Annotated in this window: 20 protein-coding genes; 6 read left to right on the top strand and 14 right to left on the bottom strand. The window is 72.3% G+C overall.

What is annotated here, in order from left to right; all coding sequences use genetic code 11:
• Positions 1-73: 73 nt before the first annotated feature.
• Entirely contained in the window at positions 74-694 is a 621-nt protein-coding gene (locus C1N81_RS33745) for a DUF1349 domain-containing protein (protein ID WP_394435099.1), read from the bottom strand.
• A 5-nt stretch (positions 695-699) separates the two neighbouring features.
• Entirely contained in the window at positions 700-2,232 is a 1,533-nt protein-coding gene (locus tag C1N81_RS33740; RefSeq protein WP_394435098.1) for an aldehyde dehydrogenase (NADP(+)), read from the bottom strand.
• A gap of 128 nt (positions 2,233-2,360) precedes the next feature.
• Between C1N81_RS33740 and C1N81_RS33735 the strand changes: the two genes are divergently transcribed.
• A complete protein-coding gene (locus tag C1N81_RS33735; protein WP_394435097.1) occupies positions 2,361-3,155 on the top strand; it encodes an IclR family transcriptional regulator in 795 nt (264 codons plus the stop codon).
• A gap of 141 nt (positions 3,156-3,296) precedes the next feature.
• Positions 3,297-4,757 carry a peptidoglycan D,D-transpeptidase FtsI family protein gene (locus C1N81_RS33730; protein ID WP_394435096.1) on the top strand — a complete coding sequence of 487 codons (1,461 nt, stop codon included), beginning with the start codon at positions 3,297-3,299 and terminating at the stop codon, positions 4,755-4,757.
• A gap of 122 nt (positions 4,758-4,879) precedes the next feature.
• On the opposite strand, the gene C1N81_RS33725 is transcribed toward C1N81_RS33730, so the two are convergent.
• From C1N81_RS33725 to C1N81_RS33715, 3 genes are read right to left on the bottom strand one after another with little or no spacing between them, the layout of a single operon-like run.
• Positions 4,880-5,638: a hypothetical protein gene (locus C1N81_RS33725; protein ID WP_394435095.1), complete on the bottom strand. Its 759-nt coding sequence runs from the start codon at positions 5,636-5,638 to the stop codon at positions 4,880-4,882.
• Positions 5,635-5,973, bottom strand: coding sequence for a PadR family transcriptional regulator (locus C1N81_RS33720; RefSeq protein ID WP_394435094.1), 339 nt, complete (start codon positions 5,971-5,973; stop codon positions 5,635-5,637). Before C1N81_RS33720 ends, C1N81_RS33725 begins: the two co-directional genes overlap by 4 nt.
• A complete protein-coding gene (locus C1N81_RS33715; protein ID WP_394435093.1) occupies positions 5,970-6,710 on the bottom strand; it encodes a CPBP family glutamic-type intramembrane protease in 741 nt (246 codons plus the stop codon). The genes C1N81_RS33720 and C1N81_RS33715 overlap by 4 nt, the downstream gene beginning before the upstream one ends.
• A 178-nt stretch (positions 6,711-6,888) precedes the next feature.
• On the opposite strand from C1N81_RS33715, the gene C1N81_RS33710 reads away from it, so the two are divergent.
• Genes C1N81_RS33710 through C1N81_RS33700 form a run of 3 tightly spaced genes read left to right on the top strand, consistent with a single transcriptional unit; the run spans position 6,889 to position 9,018 of the window.
• Positions 6,889-7,458, top strand: coding sequence for a SigE family RNA polymerase sigma factor (locus C1N81_RS33710; RefSeq protein WP_394435092.1), 570 nt, complete (start codon positions 6,889-6,891; stop codon positions 7,456-7,458).
• Complete coding sequence (locus tag C1N81_RS33705) at positions 7,455-8,126, top strand: hypothetical protein (RefSeq protein WP_394435091.1); 672 nt, start codon at positions 7,455-7,457, stop codon at positions 8,124-8,126. The genes C1N81_RS33710 and C1N81_RS33705 overlap by 4 nt, the downstream gene beginning before the upstream one ends.
• Positions 8,127-8,181: 55 nt before the next feature.
• Positions 8,182-9,018, top strand: a complete 837-nt coding sequence (locus tag C1N81_RS33700; protein ID WP_394435090.1) for a pectate lyase — start codon at positions 8,182-8,184, stop codon at positions 9,016-9,018.
• A 72-nt stretch (positions 9,019-9,090) separates the two neighbouring features.
• On the opposite strand, the gene C1N81_RS33695 is transcribed toward C1N81_RS33700, so the two are convergent.
• Positions 9,091-9,885: an HAD family acid phosphatase gene (locus C1N81_RS33695; protein ID WP_394435089.1), complete on the bottom strand. Its 795-nt coding sequence runs from the start codon at positions 9,883-9,885 to the stop codon at positions 9,091-9,093.
• A gap of 134 nt (positions 9,886-10,019) precedes the next feature.
• Here C1N81_RS33695 and C1N81_RS33690 point away from each other — a divergent pair, with 134 nt between their 5' ends.
• A complete protein-coding gene (locus C1N81_RS33690; RefSeq protein WP_394435088.1) occupies positions 10,020-10,259 on the top strand; it encodes a hypothetical protein in 240 nt (79 codons plus the stop codon).
• 4 nt (positions 10,260-10,263) lie between these two features.
• Here the strand turns inward: C1N81_RS33690 and C1N81_RS33685 are convergent, their stop codons facing one another.
• From C1N81_RS33685 to C1N81_RS33650, 8 genes are all read right to left on the bottom strand, one after another.
• On the bottom strand, positions 10,264-11,352 hold the full coding sequence (locus C1N81_RS33685) for a pectinesterase family protein (RefSeq protein WP_394435087.1): 1,089 nt from the start codon (positions 11,350-11,352) through the stop codon (positions 10,264-10,266).
• Positions 11,353-11,432: 80 nt separating this feature from the next.
• Positions 11,433-12,746, bottom strand: a complete 1,314-nt coding sequence (locus tag C1N81_RS33680) for a pectate lyase family protein (RefSeq protein WP_394435086.1) — start codon at positions 12,744-12,746, stop codon at positions 11,433-11,435.
• Between the two features lie 124 nt (positions 12,747-12,870).
• Positions 12,871-14,220, bottom strand: coding sequence for an ABC transporter substrate-binding protein (locus tag C1N81_RS33675; protein ID WP_394435085.1), 1,350 nt, complete (start codon positions 14,218-14,220; stop codon positions 12,871-12,873).
• A complete protein-coding gene (locus C1N81_RS33670; protein WP_394435084.1) occupies positions 14,217-15,818 on the bottom strand; it encodes a glycoside hydrolase family 43 protein in 1,602 nt (533 codons plus the stop codon). Before C1N81_RS33670 ends, C1N81_RS33675 begins: the two co-directional genes overlap by 4 nt.
• On the bottom strand, positions 15,815-16,666 hold the full coding sequence (locus C1N81_RS33665; protein WP_394435083.1) for a DUF6807 domain-containing protein: 852 nt from the start codon (positions 16,664-16,666) through the stop codon (positions 15,815-15,817). Before C1N81_RS33665 ends, C1N81_RS33670 begins: the two co-directional genes overlap by 4 nt.
• Entirely contained in the window at positions 16,663-17,889 is a 1,227-nt protein-coding gene (locus tag C1N81_RS33660; protein WP_394435082.1) for a Gfo/Idh/MocA family protein, read from the bottom strand. Before C1N81_RS33660 ends, C1N81_RS33665 begins: the two co-directional genes overlap by 4 nt.
• Positions 17,886-18,779 carry a carbohydrate ABC transporter permease gene (locus C1N81_RS33655; protein ID WP_394438400.1) on the bottom strand — a complete coding sequence of 298 codons (894 nt, stop codon included), beginning with the start codon at positions 18,777-18,779 and terminating at the stop codon, positions 17,886-17,888. Before C1N81_RS33655 ends, C1N81_RS33660 begins: the two co-directional genes overlap by 4 nt.
• Positions 18,780-18,796: 17 nt before the next feature.
• Positions 18,797-19,726 carry a carbohydrate ABC transporter permease gene (locus tag C1N81_RS33650; RefSeq protein WP_394435081.1) on the bottom strand — a complete coding sequence of 310 codons (930 nt, stop codon included), beginning with the start codon at positions 19,724-19,726 and terminating at the stop codon, positions 18,797-18,799.
• Positions 19,727-19,795 lie beyond the last annotated feature (69 nt).

Below are 19,795 nucleotides of genomic sequence, written 5' to 3'. Positions count from 1 at the left end.
GGTCTCTCGCTCCAGTGGATACGTACGGCACAGGGGGTGCCCTGCGCCGTACGTCAACCTCCCGGACCGGTGGCTAATTCCCGTCCCTCAGGTCCTTCGGCGCGCCCGGCCGCAGCTCGATGCAGTCGAACGTGACCGCGCACCCCTCCCCCGTCGGCGACTGCGCGAGGAAGCCCACCCGGGCCGCCGCCGCGGACTGCTCGTCGCCGAGGGCGAAGACGCGGACGAAGGTCCACTTCTCGCCGTCGGTGGAGGCGTGGAAGGCGAACGCGGTGCCGGTGCGGGTGATCCGCAGCCAGACCGTGGAGCCCGGGACCACGAAGGAGTTCGCGTCGTCCGAGCGGCCCCGGGTGACGACCGTGCAGATGGTGGGCTCGTCCGGGGAACGCTCGTAGCAGAGCTTGGCCCACTCCCGCTCCCCGACGTGGAGGTAGAGAACGCCCGCGTCGAACGCCGCCGCGAACCCGACCGTCACGCGGGCGATCAGCTGGAAGTCGCCCTCGGGTGCGGCGCCGAGGAGGCGGGGCGCGTCGGAGGCGGGTTCGAGGGAGCCGCCCGCCGGCGGCACGAAGCGGTCCTGGCGGGCGCCCGCGCGGCCGGTGAGCGCGCCGTCCGCGTAGCTCCAGTGCCCGTCGGGGCCGTGGGCGTGCAGCGGGAAGGGCAGCTCGGGGATGCGCAGTTCTGCGTTCTCCATCGGTCTCAGTTCTCCAGGCGGCCGTTGTAGCGGCGCGGCAGGTTCAGCGGGTTGTCGTCGCGCAGCTCGGGCGGCAGCAGCGCCTCGGGCGTCGTCTGGTACGAGACCGGGCGCAGCCAGCGCTCGATCGCGGTGCCGCCGACCGAGGTGGAGGTGGAGGTCGTCGCCGGGTACGGGCCGCCGTGGTGCTGGGCGGGGGCGACGGCGACGCCGGTCGGCCAGCCGTTGACCAGGACGCGGCCCGCGAGCGGGGTCAGCTCGGCGAGGATCTCGGCGCCGCGCCCCCCGCCCGCGGCCTCCTCGACGGAGAGCTGCACGGTGGCGGTGAGGTTGCCGGGCAGGCGGCCGAGGACGGCGGTGATCTCGTCGGTGCTCTCGTAGCGGGCGACGACGGTGACCGGGCCGAAGCACTCCTCGAGGAGCAGGTCGTGCTCCGAGCCCTCGACGGCGAGCTTCGTGGCCGGGACGGTGAGGAAGCCGGGGCTGACGGTGTGCTCGCCGCCCGCGCCGGGTGTCACCGGCGCCTCGACGTCCGGGAGCTGGGCGCGCTCGGCGACGCCCGCGACGAAGTTGTCCCGCATCCGGTGGTCGAGGAGGACGCCCCCGGCGGTGTCGCTGACGGCGGCGGTGAGGGACTTGACGAGGCTGTCGCCCGCCTCGCCGCTCGGCGCGAGGACGAGGCCCGGCTTGACGCAGAACTGGCCGACGCCGAGCGTCATGGAGCCCGCGAGGCCCGTACCGATCTGCTCGGGGCGCTCGGCGGCGGCCGCCTCGGTGATGACGACGGGGTTGAGCGAGCCCAGCTCGCCGTGGAACGGGATCGGCACCGGGCGGGCCGCGGCGGCGTCGAAGAGCGCGCGCCCGCCGCGTACGGAGCCGGTGAACCCGGCGGCGGCGACCAGCGGGTGCTTGACCAGCTCGACGCCCGCCTCGAAGCCGTGCACGAGACCGAGCACGCCCTCCGGGATGTCGTGCCGGGCGGCGGCGCGGCGGATGACGGAGGCGACCAGCTCGGAGGTGGCCGGGTGGTCGGGGTGCGCCTTGACGACGACGGGGCAGCCCGCGGCGAGCGCGCTCGCGGTGTCGCCGCCGGGCACGGAGAAGGCGAAGGGGAAGTTCGACGCGGAGTAGACGGCGACGACGCCGAGCGGGATCTTGTAGCGGCGCAGGTCCGGGATGGGCGGGGTCGCCGTGTCGTCGGGGTGGTCGATGACGACGCCGAGGAAGGCGCCCTCGTCGACGATGTCCGCGAAGGCCCGCAACTGGAAGCTGGTGCGGGCGAGTTCACCGCTGAGCCGGACCGGGCCGAGGGCGGTCTCCGCGTCGGCGGCCTCGACCAGGTGATCCTTGGACTCGTCGAGCAGAGCGGCCGCCGTGCGCAGGAAGGCGGCGCGGACGGTCCGGTCCTTCAGAGCGGAACGGGCGTCGTGGGCGGCGCGGACCGCCTGGTCCACCTCCTGGGCCGTGGCCTCGGTCGCGACCTGCTCCCGCTGCTTCCCGGTTCGGGGGTCGACACTCCAGACTGGTGCTGCTGCCACGGCGAATTCCTCCAGCTTTTCCCGCGGCTCGCAGGACGAGCCACGGGAGTCGTTCGATATACTGAACGCTGTCTCTGTCGATGAACACCACGGAGACTATTTCTCGTCGAACGAAGGGGTCAAGGGCGATGTCGGCAGACGAGACGGGGGCCGTCGCGGGCGCGGGAGCGGGTGGCGCGCAGGTCAAGTCGGCGGTGCGCACGGTCGAACTGCTCGAATACTTCGCGGGCCGTCCCGGCATGCACTCCCTGGCCGCCGTCCAGGAGGCGGTCGGCTACCCGAAGTCGAGCCTCTACATGCTCCTGCGCACGCTCGTCGAGCTGGGCTGGGTGGAGACGGACGCGACCGGCACGCGGTACGGGATCGGGGTGCGGGCGCTGCTCGTCGGCACTTCCTACATCGATGGCGACGAGGTCGTGGCCGCCGCCCGGCCCACGCTCGACCGGCTCTCCGACGACACCACGGAGACCATCCACCTGGCGCGGCTCGACGGCACCAACGTGGTCTACCTGGCCACCCGCCAGTCCCAGCACTACCTGCGGCCCTTCACACGCGTGGGGCGCCGCCTGCCCGCGCACTCCACCTCGCTCGGCAAGGCGCTGCTCGCCACCTACAGCGACGAGCAGGTCCGCAAGATGCTCCCGGAGACGCTGCCCGCGCTGACCGAGCACACGATCACCGACCGCGAGAAGCTCATCGAGGAGCTGCACGCGGTGCGGGAGCAGGGCTTCGCCGTGGACCGCGAGGAGAACACGCTCGGCCTGCGCTGCTTCGGCGTCGCCATCCCCTACCGGACCCCGGCCCGTGACGCGATCTCCTGCTCGGTGCCGGTGGCGCGGCTCACGCCCGCGCACGAGCAGATGGTGAAGGACGCGCTGTTCGACGCCCGGGACCGGCTGACGCTCGCGACGCGCCGCCTCTGACCCGGCGCCCGTCCGTTCCGGCGCCCGTCCGTTCCGGCGCCCGTCCGTTCCGGCGCCCGTCCGTTCCGCCGGATGAGAGCTTCCTGAGAAAGCGGGGCTTATCGGAACGATTCGCTCCCGCCCGCTCGTCCTACCGGTGGGATGAACAAGACGATCAGGCGCGCCTCGGTCTTCAGTCTGCTCCTCGTGTTCGCTCTGCTGGTCAGGGCGACATGGGTGCAGTTCTACGACGGCCGGGCCCTCGCGGACAACGACAAGAACCGGCGGAAGACGATCGCGCAGTACGCGTATCCGCTCGGCGACATCATCGTGGGCGGAAAGGCGGTGACCGGCTCCGCGCCGACGGGCGGCGGCAGCGACCTGAAGTACAAGCGGACCTACAAGGACGGCTCGCTGTACTCCGCGGTCACCGGCTTCACCTCGCAGGTGTACGGGTCCACGCAGCTGGAGTCCCTGTACCAGGACGTGCTCGACGGCACGGCGACCCGGCTGAAGAGCCCGCTCGACACGCTCACCGGCAAACGCTCCGCCCCCGGTGACGTGGTCACGACGATCGACCCGGCCGTGCAGAAGGCGGCGGCGAAGGCGCTCGGCTCGACGAAGGGCGCGGCCGTCGCGATCGACCCGGAGACGGGGCGGATCCTCGGCATGGTGTCGTCGCCGTCGTACGACCCGTCGAAGATCAGCGGCTCCGGCCCGTCCGACGCGAAGGCGTGGAAGGAGTTGTCGGACGACAAGGACGTGCCGACCCTGAACCGCGCCCTCAAGCAGGCGCTGCCGCCGGGCTCCACGTTCAAGCTGGTCGTGGCGGCGGCCGCGCTGGAGAACGGGCTGTACACGTCGGTCGACGAGAAGACGGACTCCCCGAACCCGTACCTCCTGCCCGGCACCAGCACCTACCTGAAGAACGAGAGCGCGAGCGCGCCCTGCGAGGACGCCTCCCTGCGCACCGCGCTCCAGTACTCGTGCAACAACGTCTTCGGCAAGATCGCCGTCCAGCTCGGGCAGGACAAGGTCCGGGCCATGGCGGAGAAGTTCGGCTTCGACGACACGAAGCAGGACGTGCCCGTACGCGCCGCCGAGAGCGTCTACCCCTCCGGCATGGACAAGGCGCAGACCGCGCTCTCCGGCATCGGCCAGTTCGACGTGACCGCCACCCCGCTCCAGATGGCGCTGGTCTCCGCGACCCTCGCCAACGGCGGCGAACAGGCGTCCCCGCACATGGTCTCCGAGGTGACCGACGCGGACGGCGACGCGGTCAAGAGCTACCCGGACTCCGACACCGAGCGGGTCGTCAGCGAGCGGACCGCGTCCCAGCTCCGGTCGGCGATGGAGACCGTCGTCACGAAGGGCACGGGCACGAACGCGCGGATCGCGGGCGCGACCGTCGGCGGCAAGACGGGCACGGCCCAGCACGGCGAGAACAACAGCAAGACGCCCTACGCCTGGTTCACCTCGTACGCGAAGGACGACTCCACCGGCAAGCAGGTCGCGGTGGCGGTCCTGGTGGAACAGTCCGACGCGGCCCGCTCGGAGGTCAGCGGCAACGGCCTGGCCGCGCCGATCGCGAAGGCGATGATGTCGGCGGCGCTGAAGAACTGACCCCGACCGCAGGCCGCACCCCCGAGCCCACACACGCGGCGAGCCTCTCAGCACCCTGGGGGCCCCGCGCCCCTGGGACGGCGTACGCAGTGTGCCTTTCAGGGGCGCGGGGAACTGCGCGATCAGCCACGGCGGCGCCGCACCCGCCACGCGACGACGGCCCACCCCGCCAGCAACGGCACCGCCGCCCCCACCAGCGCCCCCGTGACGAACCCCGCCCCCGTACCCGCGTCCCCGTCCCGCACGGCCACCGCGACCCCCGCCGCGACCAGCAGCACGGCGACGACGGCCAGCGTCGCGTGGAAACGGCGACTGAAGAACGCGCGGCGCGCGGGCGCGGCCGGCGGCGGGACCGTGAAGTCCGCGGCCGGCCCGAGCGTCGCCGCCTTCGGGCGTTTGTACCACCCGTACACGACCCAGTTGCCGCACGGCTCCCAGCCCTCGACGGCGAGCCGCCGGTCCAGGGCGGCGCGCCCCCGGGTCACCAGTTCGCGCCGGTACTCCCAGCGTTGCGGCTGTTCGGGGTCGCGGTGGCTGACGAAGCGACCGAGCGCGTCGATGCGTTCGACCTCCCAGCCCTCGTCCCCGAAGCGGTCCAGGAGCGCCTCGTCGGCGTAGGTGTCGGCGGTCCAGCGCCAGGTCTCGACGTGCTCGTCGGGCGCCGCGCCGTCCGGGGCCGCGCTCTCCGGCGCCAGCTGCCGGGCGAACTCCGCGACCGGCCCGAACTCCTCGGCCGGGTCGGCGGCGGGTCCTGACTCGGCGAGGTGCGCCGCGAGGTCGTCGACGGTGGCGGTGACGTGGCCCGGGGGAAGCCCGTGGGCGCGGAGGAGGCGCCCCAACTCGGCCAGGTACTCCCCCGTGACGTCGGCGGAGTCCGTCATCGCACGCCTCCCTTGGCCAGCATGGCCCGTACCGATGTGTCGAACTCCCGCCACAGCGCCCCTTGTTCGGCGAGGGTGGCCCGGCCCACGCCGGTGAGTGTGTAGTAGCGGCGGCCCGGCCCCTTCTCCGTGGCGCGGAACTCGGCGGCGACGAGTCCGGCCTCCTCCAGGCGGTTGAGCACGGGGTAGAGGGTGCCGCCCTTGATCTGGCCGAACCCGGCGCCGTCCAGCGTCTTGGCGATCTCGTAGCCGTAGCTCTCGCCGTCGGTGAGGGAGGCGAGGACGAGCAGGTCGAGCACGCCCTTGAACCAGCTGGCTCGACGGTCGCCGCTCACGCGGTCCTGCCCTTCATGACGGCGGCCGGGAGGTAGACGAGGTCGCGCAGGGACACCAGGGCATGCACGGCCACCGGCAGGAGCAGACTGCCGGTCAGCAGGTAGAGCGCGGTGCACACGCCGCCGAACAGGGCGAAGACGACGACTCCGGAGCGACCCTGGTAGAGCCCGGCGCCCGCGTAGACCAGCAGGGCCAGAGCGGCGGCGACGTAGATGTTCAGACCGAGCGCGCCGACGCCGAAGGCGATGAGAAGGCCCCGGTGGAGGAGTTCGGAGCCGGCCGCGTCGACGAGGGCGACCGCCACCGCGTGGCGCCGCTCCCGGGGGGTGCGGGGCAGCATCGCGGAGACCGCGTCGAGGCCGGGCACGTGCTTGCCGTCGCGGGCCAGGCCGCCCAGCTTCCGCCCGCCGAGCACGACGGCCACGAGCAGCGCCCCGGCGAACGCGGTCACCGCCACCGGCCCGTCCCCGACGGCGAGGCCGAGGTCCGCCGCCGTGAGACCGGGCGACAGGGCGTACACCGCGCCGCACAGCGCCCCCAGGACCGCCCAGAAACCCAGCACGGTACGGAAGTACCGCACCAGCGCCGCCGGTTCGGTGTCGCGGCGCCGCGCCAGCGAGGCGTACATGCGCCGCCCCACGAAGGGCTCGCCGACGGCGAGGTAGAGCGCGACGGCGGCGGCCGTGACGACGGACGCGGTGGTGAGGTGCGGCGAGAGGTGCAGCGCGGCGTTCATGGTCGTAGACCGTACGGCTACCTAGTTAGTGACGCAACCTAGGTCGCAGACCGACAGTGCTCCCCCACCCGATCATGTCCGAAATCTCGCACACCCTTCGAACCGCCGTACGTAACGCTGGTACGCTCTCGCATCCCGTCGACCCGCATCGAGCCGCACAGTGAGGGGAGGGATCCGCGTGAGCACTGTCGTGGACGACGACAACTCCGCCGAGTTCCATGCCTTCTTCGAACGGCACCACGCAGAACTCGCCCGCCTGGCCCACCTCCTGACCGGCGAGCCGGACGCCGCCGACGACCTTGCCGCGGACGCGCTGCTCGCGCTCTGGCACCGCTGGGACCGGGTCAGGGACGCCGATCACCCGGTGGCGTACGCGCGTGGCGTCGTCGCCAACCTCGCCCGCACCCGGATCCGCAGCGCGGTCCGTGAGCGGCGGCGCGTGGCCCTGTTCTGGTCGGGCCGGCAGGAGCGCGCCGAGGACCCCGACGTGCCCGCCGTGGTCGACGTGCAGGGCGCGCTGCGCGAACTCCCGTTCCGCAAGCGGGCCTGTGTGGTGCTGCGGCACGCGTTCGACCTGTCGGAGAAGGACACCGCGCTCACCCTCGGCATCTCGGTGGGTACGGTGAAGAGCCAGACGTCCAAGGGCATGGCCGAGCTGGAGAAGCGGCTCGGCTCCGGCGAGCGGGAGGACCCGGCCCCGCGCCGCGTACGGGCCGTCGGGGCGACGGCGGAGGGAGGCCGGCGGTGAGCGACGAAGTGCGGCGGCGGCTGCGCGAGTCCGCCGACGCGCACCGGCCCGACCGGGAGCGGATGCTCGCCCGGATCGAGCGCGGCATGTCCGGGCCGGACCCCGCCCCGGGCACGCGGCGCGGCAACGCCACCGGGTGGGTGCGGATCGCGGGCGCGGTCGCCGGGGTCGCGGGGGCCCTCGCCGTGGGCGCGTTCGCGGTGGGCGCGACGCTGCGCGAGGACGACGGCGGCCCGCGCCAGACGGTCGCGGTGACACCGACCCCGGCCCCGAGCCGCTCCGCTGTGCCCAGCATGTGGTCGGAGGGGACCGTCGACCCCGGCTCGAACAGGTACTGGGCGCAGAGCGACATCACGTTCAAGGTGCGGCGTCAACTGACCGCGCTCACACTGGAGTTGAGGGTCGCGCAGACGGGCCAGGTCGCCGGGACCGGCAACTGGCGGTCGCTGCCCGCCGGGGACTTCACGGTCTCCGTCGGCGAGCGCGGCGGCTTCCTGGTGTACCGGTGGGTGCTGAAGAACGGCCGCACGGTACCGGCCGGGCGGTACGTGTTCGCCGGGCAGTACAACCACGCGGAGGGCGACCGGGACGCGGGCGGCGACTCGTACTCGGTGTGGGGCCGCACCGTGGACGGCGAGCAGGTGGCCGTGAGCGGGGACTTCGGCTAGCGGGCGGACGCGCGGGAGGCGGCAACCTTTCCCGGCGGACCGGCGACCAACGGGCATGACCAAGACAGACACCCCCTCCCCGCACCGCCACCGGCGCCGCACCACCCCGCGCAGGGCCACCCTCGGCGGGCTCCTCGCGGTGACCCTCACCGGCGCCGCCCTCGCCACCACCGGCATGCTCACCCCGGCCGGGGCCGCCACCGCCTGGCCGACGGCCACCGGCACGCAGGCCGTGAGCAGCAGCATCTCGGTGTCGGGCACCTACGACGGCTCCTACAAGCGGTTCTACGGCTCCGGCGACCTCGGCGGCGACGGCCAGGACGAGGGCCAGGACCCGATCTTCAACCTGAAGGACGGCGCCACCCTGAAGAACGTCATCATCGGCTCCCCCGCCGCCGACGGCGTGCACTGCGCGGGCAGCTGCACGCTGCAGAACGTCTGGTGGGAGGATGTCGGCGAGGACGCCGCGACGTTCAAGGGCAAGTCCACGTCGTCGGTCTACACGGTGTACGGCGGCGGCGCGAAGAAGGCGTCCGACAAGGTGTTCCAGTTCAACGGCGCGGGCAAGCTCGTCGTCACCAAGTTCCAGGTGGCGGACTTCGGCAAGCTGGTCCGCTCGTGCGGCAACTGCTCGACGCAGTACAAGAACCGCAACATCATCATCAACGACGTCGACGTGACCGCCCCCGGCAAGTCGATCGTCGGCATCAACTCCAACTACGGCGACACGGCCGCCCTGCGCAACATCCGCGTCCACGGCGACAGCAGCAAGAAGATCAAGCCGTGCGTCCGCTACAACGGCAACAGCACCGGCGCCGAGCCGACGGAGGTCGGCAGCGGCCCCGACGGCACGTACTGCCAGTACACGGCGTCGGACCTCACCTACGACTGAGCCGTGGCGGCCGGGCGCCGGCGTACCGGCGCCCGGCCCGCGGCCGGTCCGCGGCCGGTCCGCGGCCGGCCCTCAGCCCACGAAGTAGGTCGGGTTCGGGAACTTGTACGTCTTGTCCGCGTAGCCGCCGTCGAGGTCGGACTGCTGGTCGCCGAAGTTTCCGACGATGTCGTAGCCGAGCGACTCGATGTGCCTGCGGGTGCCCGCCTTGTACTGCACGGTCGTGCACTTCCAGGCCCCGGCGGTGGCGCAGCCGCCGAGGTAGGCGGGCGGGTCGTCGGCGTTCTTCAGGTAGACGTGGCGCGCGTCGAAGTCGGTGTTGATGCCCACCTTCTTCAGGTTGGCGACGGCGGAGTCGCGCTGCGCCTCGGTCAGGCCCGAGTTGTAGAAGACCTCGACGCCCTTGCTCCGCGCGTACGCGATGAGGGCGGGGGTGCCGAAGACGGCCGGGCGGTCGGCCTTGGCGACGTAGGCCGCCCAGGTGGCGCTGTTGTAGACGTAGTGGGTGCGAACCTCGTAGTCGAGGCTGAGCAGCAGGGTGTCGTCGATGTCGAAGACGACCGCGGGCCTGGCGTGGTGGTGCCGCGCCTTCTGGGCCGCCTTGGCGATGTCCTTCTTGGCCCGCGCCTGGATGCGCGCCAGGTCGTCGGCATAGGCGCTGCGGGGGTCGGCCTGCCAGGTGCCGTCGGCGTCCTGGGCGGCGCCGTAGTACGACGTAATGTCGCCGACGAGCTTGCCGATGTTGTAGGGCTCGGCCGTGGTCCCGGCGGTGGGGGCGCCGGCGCCGGCCGTGCCGGTGCCGTAGAGGGCGCCGCCCGCGAGAGCGCACGCGGCGGCGATGCCCGCGAGTGTGATGGTCTTCCGCATGGCCCGTGTCTACGCGCATCACATGCGGCGGCGCGAGAGGGGTTACTGGATCGATACACGTATCGGTCGAACCATTGCTCAGCAATGGCGGCGGCTTGACCTGGCCTTTGGGCGCCCCGTCCTACGCTCACCCAGTGCAGCCGCAGTTCACCGTCGCCTCCTCCGCACACGGGCAGTCGCCCGTGCTGCTCACCGTGTTCGCCGTCGGCGGCGTCATCGCCCTGTGGGCCGGGCTGAGCTGGGCGTTCGACATACGCGGACTGCCCGTACGGCGCACCCACACCGCCGGGCAGCCGCGACTGCTCGGTGCTCTCCTGGCCCTCGCCGGGCTCGTCCTCCTCGGCATCGTGTACGCGCTGTGGCAGCTGGGTTAGCCCGTCAGGCGCGGGGCCGCCAGTCCCCCAGGTAGGCGGGCCGGGTGTGCCGGGCCGCTTCGGAGCGGCTGAGCTGCGGCCGGTTGGCGGGCACGGTGACGACCGCTCCCGGACCCGAGTTGCGGTACTCGGCGAACCGCTGCTCCTGCCACGGGTAGGCGTCGGACATGGCGGCGTAGGGCGCGACGGCGTCGATGCCGGGCCCCAGATGCGTGTCCCGCACGACGAGCATCGGCCGGGCCGTGGTGTCGGAACTGGGCACCCACGGCCGGGCCAGCTTGTAGAAGGCATCGGGCGCGGCCGAACTGACCCGGCAGCCGGTGACCAGGTAGCCCAGCGGGTTGGCGCCGGCGGTGGACGGCGCGAGGACGAAGCCGTACGGGGCGCCCGTCAGGTCGGTACGGGCGAGCGTGCGGAAGTGACAGTCCTCGAAGACGGCGGTGCCGCGCCCGAAGACGAAGTCGACGTCGCCCTCGACGTAGCAGCCGCGGAAGTATTGCCGCGCGAACGTGGTGAGGGCGGGCGAGTCCGCGTACAGCGTGTCCTGGTGGCCGAGGAAGCGGCAGCCGAGGAAGGCGGAACGGTCGCCCATGACCTTGAGCGCGACCGCCTGCGTCCCGGTGACACCGGGGTGGTCGGCGCGCAGCCAGTCGTTGGCGAAGGTGATGCCGCGCGCGGTGAACCCGTCGGGCCGCAGCGTCACGGTGGCCGACCCGCTCGTGCCGTACGTCCCGGACCCGTCGGGCCTGACCGTGCCCGCCGCGTTGTCGAAGACGACGACGGTACGCCGCGGATCGCGGGCGGCGCCGATCCAGGTCATGCCGGTGGCGGTGGCGGGCACGGAGACGGTCTCGCGGTAGACGCCGGGCGCGAGGACGAGGGTGTACCCCTCCCCGTCGACGGCGTCGACGGCGCCCTGGACGGTGGTGTGATCACCGCCGCCGCGCGGATCGACGTAGAGCGTACGCGCCCCGAGCCGCCGAGCAGGCGCCCCGTGGGCTCCGCCGGCGCCCGCGAGAGCGAGCCCGGCACCGACACCGGCGGACACGAACGCCCGTCGGGAGAGACCGTGTTGGCGTTGCTGATGAAACATGCGTGCACTCCGGATAGCCAGGGGCGCGGGGAACTGCGCGAGCGACCACGACGCCCCCGCACCCGGCGAACGACAGAACCTCAACGAAGCCGATCCGCCCCGGCCCCCCGAGCGACCACCCGGGACACGGCCTTCGCCGGATCCACATGCGTACGCAGCGTCGGCGTCCACCCGGCCCCCGAGGCCACCGGGGCCGTGGGGTTGGCCGCGTTGTAGGCACCGATGAGATCGGTCCCGGCACCGTTCACGACATTGCCCACGGCGGTGAGCGGGAAGTCGTTCCACCGGTGCAGCACCGCCGATGCCCCCACCCCGGGCGGCAGCGCGAACGCGTTCTTCTCGGCGAACAGCTGCGACTTGTACCCGATGCCGAACGAGTACCCGTACCCCGCACCCGCGACGTAGGAGTTGTTGTACGCGTCGACCTGCCCGAAGCGCACCCGGGGCGCCCGCTCGACGAGGTTCCTGAAGAGGTTGTGGTGCAGGGTGACCCGCAGCTTGCCCTCGTCGGTGGCGGCCGCACTGTCGCTGTTGCCGATCATCAGGGTCTTGTCGTGGTCCTCGAAGACGTTCCAGGACGCGGTGACGTGGTCGGCGCCCCTGACGACGTCGAGTTCGCCGTCGTGCTGCTGGAAGATCCGGCCGTAGTAGCTGGGCAGCGTGGAGTCGGGGTGGTCGCCGTCGGTGAACGTGTTGTGGTCGAGCCAGACGTGCGTGGCGTTGTAGACGACGGCGGCGTCGTACTCCGAGTTCCAGTTGCCGGTGGAGCCGTCGGTCGGGTCCCACTGCGGGAAGCAGTCGAGCGGGGACTCCAGGGTGAGGCCGCGCACGATGACGTTGTCGACGCCGTTGATCTGGAGGCTGCCGCCGACGATGCCCGCGCCCCGGCCCGCGCCGATGATCGTGGTGTTGGCGGGGACGGCCGCCTTGATCGCCTTGGCCTGGGCGGACGCGGACCGGTCGCGCAGATACTCCTGGGTGCCGGGGGTCGCCTTCTCGCCCTCCAGGTCCGTGTCGTAACCCCAGACGGAGGGGTCGTAGTCGGCGAGGTACCGGCCGAAGTCGTAGCCGGCGACGGCGAACTCGGAGCAGTCGGCGCCGTCCGCGTCGAGGACGCCCTTGACCTTGATGATGCGCGGGGCGGTGCCGCCGGCGGCGAGGGCCGCCTTGAACCCGGCCCAGGTGGTGACGGTGAAGACCCGGTCGGCGGTGGCGGCGGCGCCGCCCGTGGTGCCGGTCGTCGCGGCGGCCCAGCCGTCGCGCGCGGGCAGGGTCTGGCGCGCCAGGTCACGGCCGTGGGCCTGGGCGGCGCCTGTGGTGGTGAGGGCGAGGACGAGAGCGGTGCAGCCGACGACTCCGGCAATGACGCGAGCATGACATCCAACGGTGTTCACTGTGCGGCTCCTCGAAACTGCGATGGGTGCGGGTGGGTGGGTCCGGCGGCGGGAGTGCGGCGGGGCAGCCTGGTTCATCCCGCCGCCGGACCGGTCTCGTACGGGCGCGTGGCGGTCCCGGGCCCTACTTGGCCTGCGCCTTCCACTCGTCCTGCGCCTTGTTCAGCTGCTCGGCGAGGGTGTCGAGGAACTTCCCGGCGGACTGCTTGCCGAGCATGACCTTCTGGAGGTCGTCCTCGTTGTCGGCCTTGGAGATCGTGTTCCAGTCGGGCAGGTAGTACGGCAGGTTCACGATCTTGGTGGAGCCGGAGGAGAGGGCCTCGGCGGCGAGCCGGGTCGGCTCCGACTTCTGGACCCAGGCGTCCTTGGCGGCGTCGGTGTTGGCCGGGATCTGCTTGGCCTGCTCGTTCCACTTGCTGTTCTCGGCGTGCGAGGCGGCGAACTCGATGAACTTCCAGGCGGCCTGCTTGTTCTTGCCGGCCTTGAAGAGGCCGAGCCCGTCGACGGGATTGGAGACCTGGACGCGGGTGCCGTCCTCGCCGGTCGGGCTGGGCAGGCCGCGGAACTTGTCGCCGAACGCCTTCACGTGGTCGCCGTACGAACCCAGGTTGTGGCTGAGCATGCCGATCTGGCCGCTGTCGAACTGGGCGACCATCTTCGTGAAGTCGTTGTTGACGTCGGCGGACGGCGTGGCCTTCTTGTAGAGGCCGACGTACTTCTCCAGGGCGGCGACGTTCTTGGGGTCGTTGACCGTCGTCTTCGTGTTGTCGGCGTCCCAGAAGGACGTGATGCCGCTCTGCCCGTACATCGCGTCGAGCGCCTGGGCGATGGAGCCCTCGCCGCCGCGGATGGTGTAGCCGAACTTGTTCCTGCCCGTGTCGGTGAGCTTCGCGGCGGCGTCGAAGAACTTCGTCCAGGTCGTCGGCGCGTCCACGCCGGCCGCCTTGAACAGGTCGGTGCGGTAGTACAGGACGCCGTTGTTCGCCGAGGTCGGGACGGTGAACAGCTTCGAGCCCGAGCCGCCCGCGGACTGCACCGACTCCACGAAGGCGTCGTTGAGCTTGCCGTTGAGTGAGCTGGTGGCGAGCCGGTCATCAAGGGGTTCGAGGGCGTTCTGCGCGGCGATCCCGGCGAGCATCGCGGTGCCCACACCGCCGACGTCGGGGAGGCCGCCGCCCTGGATCGCGGTGTCGTACTTGGACTGCACGTTCTCGGCGGGGATGCCGACGTACTTCACCTTGATGCCGGGGTTCGCCTTCTCGAAGTCCTTGATGATCTCCATCCAGACGTCGCGGCGGACCGCCGTGTTGTTGTCCCAGAAGGTGATCTCCCCCTTGCCGGAACCCTCGTCGCCCTTGTCGCCGCCCGCGCCGCTGCCGTCGTCGCCGCAGGCGGTCGCGGTGAGCGCGAGGACGGTGGTCACGGCGAGGGCGGTACCGGTACGGAGCGCGCCTTTGCGCATACGGATGTTCATGGTCGGCTCTCTTCTTCTGGATCCAACTGGGGGTCAGTGCCGGTGCTGATCTGGAAGTGCGTGAACAGGGCGGTTCCGGCCGGTCCCGGACCGGGCGGCGCCGCCGCGAACAGGGCGAGGAGCGCGCCGACCCAGCGCCAGGGCGTCGCCGCGAAGACCTGGCCCGAGGGCAGGAACCCGGCGCCGTCGCCCGTGTCGAGGGCGAAGCGGCAGCGCGCCCCGTCGCTGACGTCGATCCGCAGCCGGGCGGTGCCGTCCGGCGCGGGGCGTGCGACGGCGGCGTCGCGTTCGGCGTCGGCGACCGTCTCGGCGAACCGGTGCACGGCGCGGGCGGTGCCGTCCTCGCCGCGCTCCAGACCGATCCAGGAGTACGCGTCACCGAGGACGACGAGGCCCGCACGGGCGCCCGGCGCGCTGCTGGTGAGGGCGAGACCGGCCTCCACCCGGGAGGGCAGCAGGGGAAGCCGCTGGGTCAGCAGATGCGGTACGCGGCGCAGGTCCCGCACCCCGTCCGCGGAGCGCACACAGGCCAGCCGCAGCCCGTCCCCGGAGTGCGCACTCGCCCAGCCGTCGCGGGGGTTGGCCGTCCACTGCCACTGCCGCCCGAACCGGCCGCCGGGGAAGTCGTCGTCGGTGGCGGGCGCGGCCACGGGCTGCGCGGGCAGTGCGGGCTTGCGGTGCACGAGGACGGGGGTGCCGGGGGCGCCCGGGGCGTCGCTGTCGCCGAGTACGGGCCAGCCGTCCGCGTCCCAGCGCATCGGTTGCAGATGCACGACACGCCCGTACGGGCCGCGCTGCTGGAAGTGCAGGAACCAGTCCTCGCCCGCGCCGGTCCGCACCCAGCCGCCCTGGTGGGGGCCGTTGATCGCGGTGTCCCCCTGTTCCAGGACGACGCGCTCCTCGTACGGCCCGAAGAACGAGCGGGAGCGGAACGCGCCCTGCCAGCCGGTCTCCACACCGCCCGCCGGGGCGAAGATCCAGTACCAGCCGTCGTGCCGGTAGACCTTCGGGCCCTCGACGGTGAACCAGCCGGGGATCGCGTCCCCGTCGACGATGACCTGCCCCTCGTCGAGGAGTTCGCGGCCGTCGGGGCTCATGCGGTGGCCGGTGAGCCGGTTCTTGATGCCCGCCCGCGATCTGGCGTAGGCGTGCACGAGGAACGCCTCGCCGCTCTCCTCGTCCCACAGCGGGCAGGCGTCGATGAGCCCCTTGCCCGCCTTGAGGAGGTGGGGTGCGGTCCACGGGCCACGGACGGACGGGGCGTTGATCTGGTGGACGCCGTGGTCGGGGTCGCCCCAGAAGATCCAGAAGCGGCCGTCGTGGTGGCGGAGGGACGGCGCCCAGACGCCGCAGTCGTGGCGGGGTGTCGTGAACGCCTCGGCGGGTTCGAGCCGGTCGAGGGCGTGCCCGACGAGCGTCCAGTTCACGAGGTCGCGGGAGTGCAGGAGCGGCAGGCCCGGGACGCGGCCGAAGCTCGACGCGGTCAGGTAGAAGTCGTCGCCGACGCGCAGGACGTCGGGGTCGGACCAGTCGGCGCCGAGGACGGGGTTGCGGTAGGTGCCGTCGCCGAGGTCCCCGGTACGGGCGGGGGCGCTCACGCGGTCACCGCCTTGCGGACCAGGGCTGCGGCGCGGGTCCGGTCGAGGCGGCCGTCGGCGACGACCGTGACGACGCGGCGCACGGCGGTCTCCCCGGCGCCGATCCGCAGCCGCGCCTGCGAGGCGAGCGAGGAGCCGACGCCCGGGTACTCCCCCGTGCGCACGAACCAGGGGTCGCGGCGGGTCCCGGCGGTGGCCCCGGCGAAGACGAGGGTCCAGCCGTCGCCCGCGAGGGCCAGCCAGTCGGCGGCGCGGCCGTGCACGGCGGACTCGCCCTCGGCGGCGGCGGTGAAGACGGCGGGCGGGGCCGTTTCCTTGGGCGCGCGCCAGAAGAAGCCCCCGTACGCCGCGCCGGGCCGGCCGTTGGTGGCGGGGCTGCCGATGCTGATCTCCTCGCCGCCCGGGTTGGTGAGCGTGAAGGTGAGGTCGAGGGCCCAGGCGTCCGGCCCGAGCCGGGTCGTCGCGACGGTGCGGCGCTCGCGCAGGACGAGACAGCCCCCCGCCGTCCACTCCAGGTCCTCGACGAAGCCGTCCGGGTCGCACAGCTTGAACTCGACGTGCCGCTGCTCGCCGTGGTTGTCGAGCGCGGTGGGGCCCTGGTCGCGGACGTAGGTGCGCCCGCCCCAGAAGTTGAACCCGGCGACGTCCGGCACCGCGACACCGACGCCCAGGTGGTGCGGGTGGTCGGCGGGCGCGAACTCGGTGACGGGGACGCCGCCGAGGGTGCTCACCGGGTGCAGGCAGGGGCGCGGGGAGAGCCGGTGCCCGACGTCGGGGCGCAGGTCGTAGCGGGCGACGGGGCGGCCCGCGCAGCTGAGGGTGAGGGGGGCGGTGGCGAGTCGGTTCATGATGCTGCCTCCAGTCCTGACCGGGGCCGGGCCCATCGCGCGCCGAGCCCGGCGTAGCCGGTGAGGGAGTCCGCGCTGGCGGCGACGAGTCCGTCGATGCCGTGCACGACACGGCGGGGGGCCGCGCCCTCGCCCGCGCCGGGGACGGAGGTCCAGGCGTCGGCGGGCAGGGCGCGCGGGTCCGGGGCGCGCCGGACCTCCTCGACGACGCGCATGAAGGCGCCGGTCGCCACGGGCGGTACGAGGAGGCCGGCGCCGGACGTCAGATGGTCGAGGAGGTTCTCCAGGAGGTCCGTGCGGCCGAGGACCGTCTCCTCGGGGCCGTGCCCGGCGCGCTGCACGAGGACGCGGTCCTGCTTGTACCAGAAGGTGATGCGGCCCCGGCTGCCGTGCACGACGACGTACGGCTCTGCGGCGTGCTCGGCGCAGAGCGTGGCGGCGACGGTGACGCGGACGCCGTCGCGCGGGGTGATCTCGACGAAGGAGGTGTCGTCGGCCTCGATGGCGTGGGCGCGGAAGAGTTCGGTGCGGACGGCGGCGAGGTCGTCGCCGCCGGTCGCGCCGGAGAGGGCGAGGGCGGTGGAGACGGCGTGGGCGAGGGGGTTGGTGAGGACGCCGTCGACGACATCGATGGGGCCGGTGCCGCTGCCGGTGGGGTCGGGCAGCCGACGGTGGCCGGCCCAGGGGGCGCGCCGGAAGTAGGCCTCGTCGCGGACCCAGGCGCCGGCGGCGCCGATGCCGAGGGGGTCGCCGATATGGCCGTCCCGTACGAGATCTCGTATATGGGACATCGCGTGCGAGCCGAGCGACTGGAACCCGATCTGGCAGGCGATCCCCGCCTCCGTCACGCCCCGGACCATCCGCTCGTACTCCGTGTACGACGGCGCGGGCGGCTTCTCCAGAAGGAGGTGGACGCCCCGGCGCGCGGCGACCAGCGCCAGCTCCGTGTGCGTCTGGATCGGCGTGCAGATGACGGCGACGCGGGCGCCGGTCGCGTCGAGGAGGGCGCCGAGGTCGTCGCCCTGCGCGACGGCCCCGCCTCGGCCGTCGGCCCCGAACCCGTCCAGCTCCGGCCCCTCCAGGGGCGTCAGCTCGCAGACGCCCGCGAGCGTGACGCGCCCGGCATCCGCGAGGCGCCGCAGATTGTTCAGGTGCCAGCGGCCGTGCCCGCGCGCCCCGGCGAGGACGACGAGGACCGGCTCGGCGATCCGTGCCCCGCTCATCCCTTCACCGCCCCGGCGCTGAACCCCGTGACCAGCCACTTCTGGATGAACGCGAAGACGATGACGACGGGGACGGCCGCGACGACACCACCGGCGGCGAGCGCGCCCAGGTCCACCGAGTCGGCGCCCATGAGCGTGGCGAGGCCGACCGGGATCGTCTGCTTGTCCTGGTCCGAGAGGAACATCAGGGCGAACAGGAAGTGGTTCCAGCTGTGCACGAAGGCGAAGGAGCCGACCGCGATCAGACCCGGCCGAAGGAGCGGGAGCACGACGGCGCAGAAGGCGCGGAAGCGGCCGCAGCCGTCGACCCAGGCCGCCTCTTCCAGGGAGTACGGCACGTTCTTGATGAACCCGCTGATCAGGATCATCGTGAGCGGCAGCTGGAAGACGGTCTCGGCGATGATGACGGAGCCGAGCGAGTTGATCATCTTCAGGTTGGCGAAGATCTGGAACAGCGGGACCAGCATCAGCGCGCCCGGGATGAACTGCGAGCACAGCAGCGCCAGCATGAAGCCCTGCTTGATCCGGAAGTTGAAGCGGGCGAGGGCGTAGCCGCCGGCCAGCGCGACGACCGTCGTCATCAGCATCGAGGCGACGCCGACGAGCAGGCTGTTCTGGAAGAAGATCCCGAAGGACCGCTCGTTCCACACCTTGTCGAAGTGGTCGAAGGTGAGCGGCCACGGCACGAGCGAGGTGGACCCGGCGGGCCGGAACGCGAACAGCAGCATCCAGTAGAACGGGACGAGCGTGAAGAGGAGGTAGACGCCGAGCGGCAGGTAGATCTGCCAGCGCGGTACGTCGTCGTAGGAGCGGCCCTTCTCCGGCGGGGCGGGGGCGAGCCGGTGGCGGCCCCCGGGCGTCGTGGCGGCGGGTGCGGTGGCGGTGGTCAACCGGGCTTCCTTGACGTTCACTTCTCCTCGCCCCCGAACTTGCTCAGCCGCAGATAGACCATCGAGCAGAAGAGCAGGATCACGAAGGCGATGGAGGTCAGCGCGGACGCGTAGCCGAAGTCGTGCGAGTCGACGGCGATGGAGGCGATGCGCAGCGGCAGGGTGGTCGTCTCGCCCGCGGGCCCGCCGCCGGTGAGGGTGTAGAGCAGGTCGACGTTGTTGAACTCCCACACCGCGCGCAGCAGCGTGGACAGGATGATCGCGTCCTTCAGGTGCGGCAGCGTGATGTGCAGGAACTGCCGCCAGCGGCTGGCGCCGTCGACCTCGGCGGCCTCGTACAGGTCCTTCGAGACGGACTGGAGGTCGGCGAGGATGAGGATCGCGAAGAAGGGGACGCCGCGCCAGAGTTCGGCGGTGACGACGGCCGGGAAGACGGTCGCGGTGTCGGAGAGCCACGAGGTGCCGTACGAGCCGACGCCCACGTCGGCGAGGTAACGGGTGATGCCGGTCTGGGAGTTGTAGAGCAGCATCCAGACGGCGGAGGTGAGCACGCCGGAGACGGCCCACGGGGAGAAGACGAGGGCGCGGGCCATGGCGCGGCCGACGAAGGTCTGGTTGACGACGAGCGCGAGGCCGAGGCCGAGCAGCAGTTGGAGCACCACCTGCACGACGACCCACTGGAGGCTGAAGCCGAGCGTGTGCCAGAAGTCGGGGTCGTCGGTGAACGCGGTGACGAAGTTGTCCAGGCCCGCGAAGCCGTTGCGCCACGGCTTGGTGGGGTTGAAGTGCTGGAGGCTGTAATAGAAGACGCTGAGCACGGGGTACGCGATGAAGCCCAGCATCAGCAGCCCGGCGGGGGCGATCAGCAGGTACGGCAGTCTGCGCGGGGTGGCCGACGTGCGGCGCCGGGCGGGCGGGGCTTTCGCCACGGCGGTGGCTTGGGCCATGACTGGACTCCGTTCTCGAAAGCGCTTTCCAGAGGGGGTGCGGTGGGTCTGGGCGCTGGGCGGTGGCGG

The sequence above is a fragment of the Streptomyces sp. SGAir0957 genome (assembly GCF_043523415.1).
The sequence above is the reverse complement of the archived record's forward strand: the minus strand, read 5'-3'. Positions and strand labels throughout refer to the sequence as shown.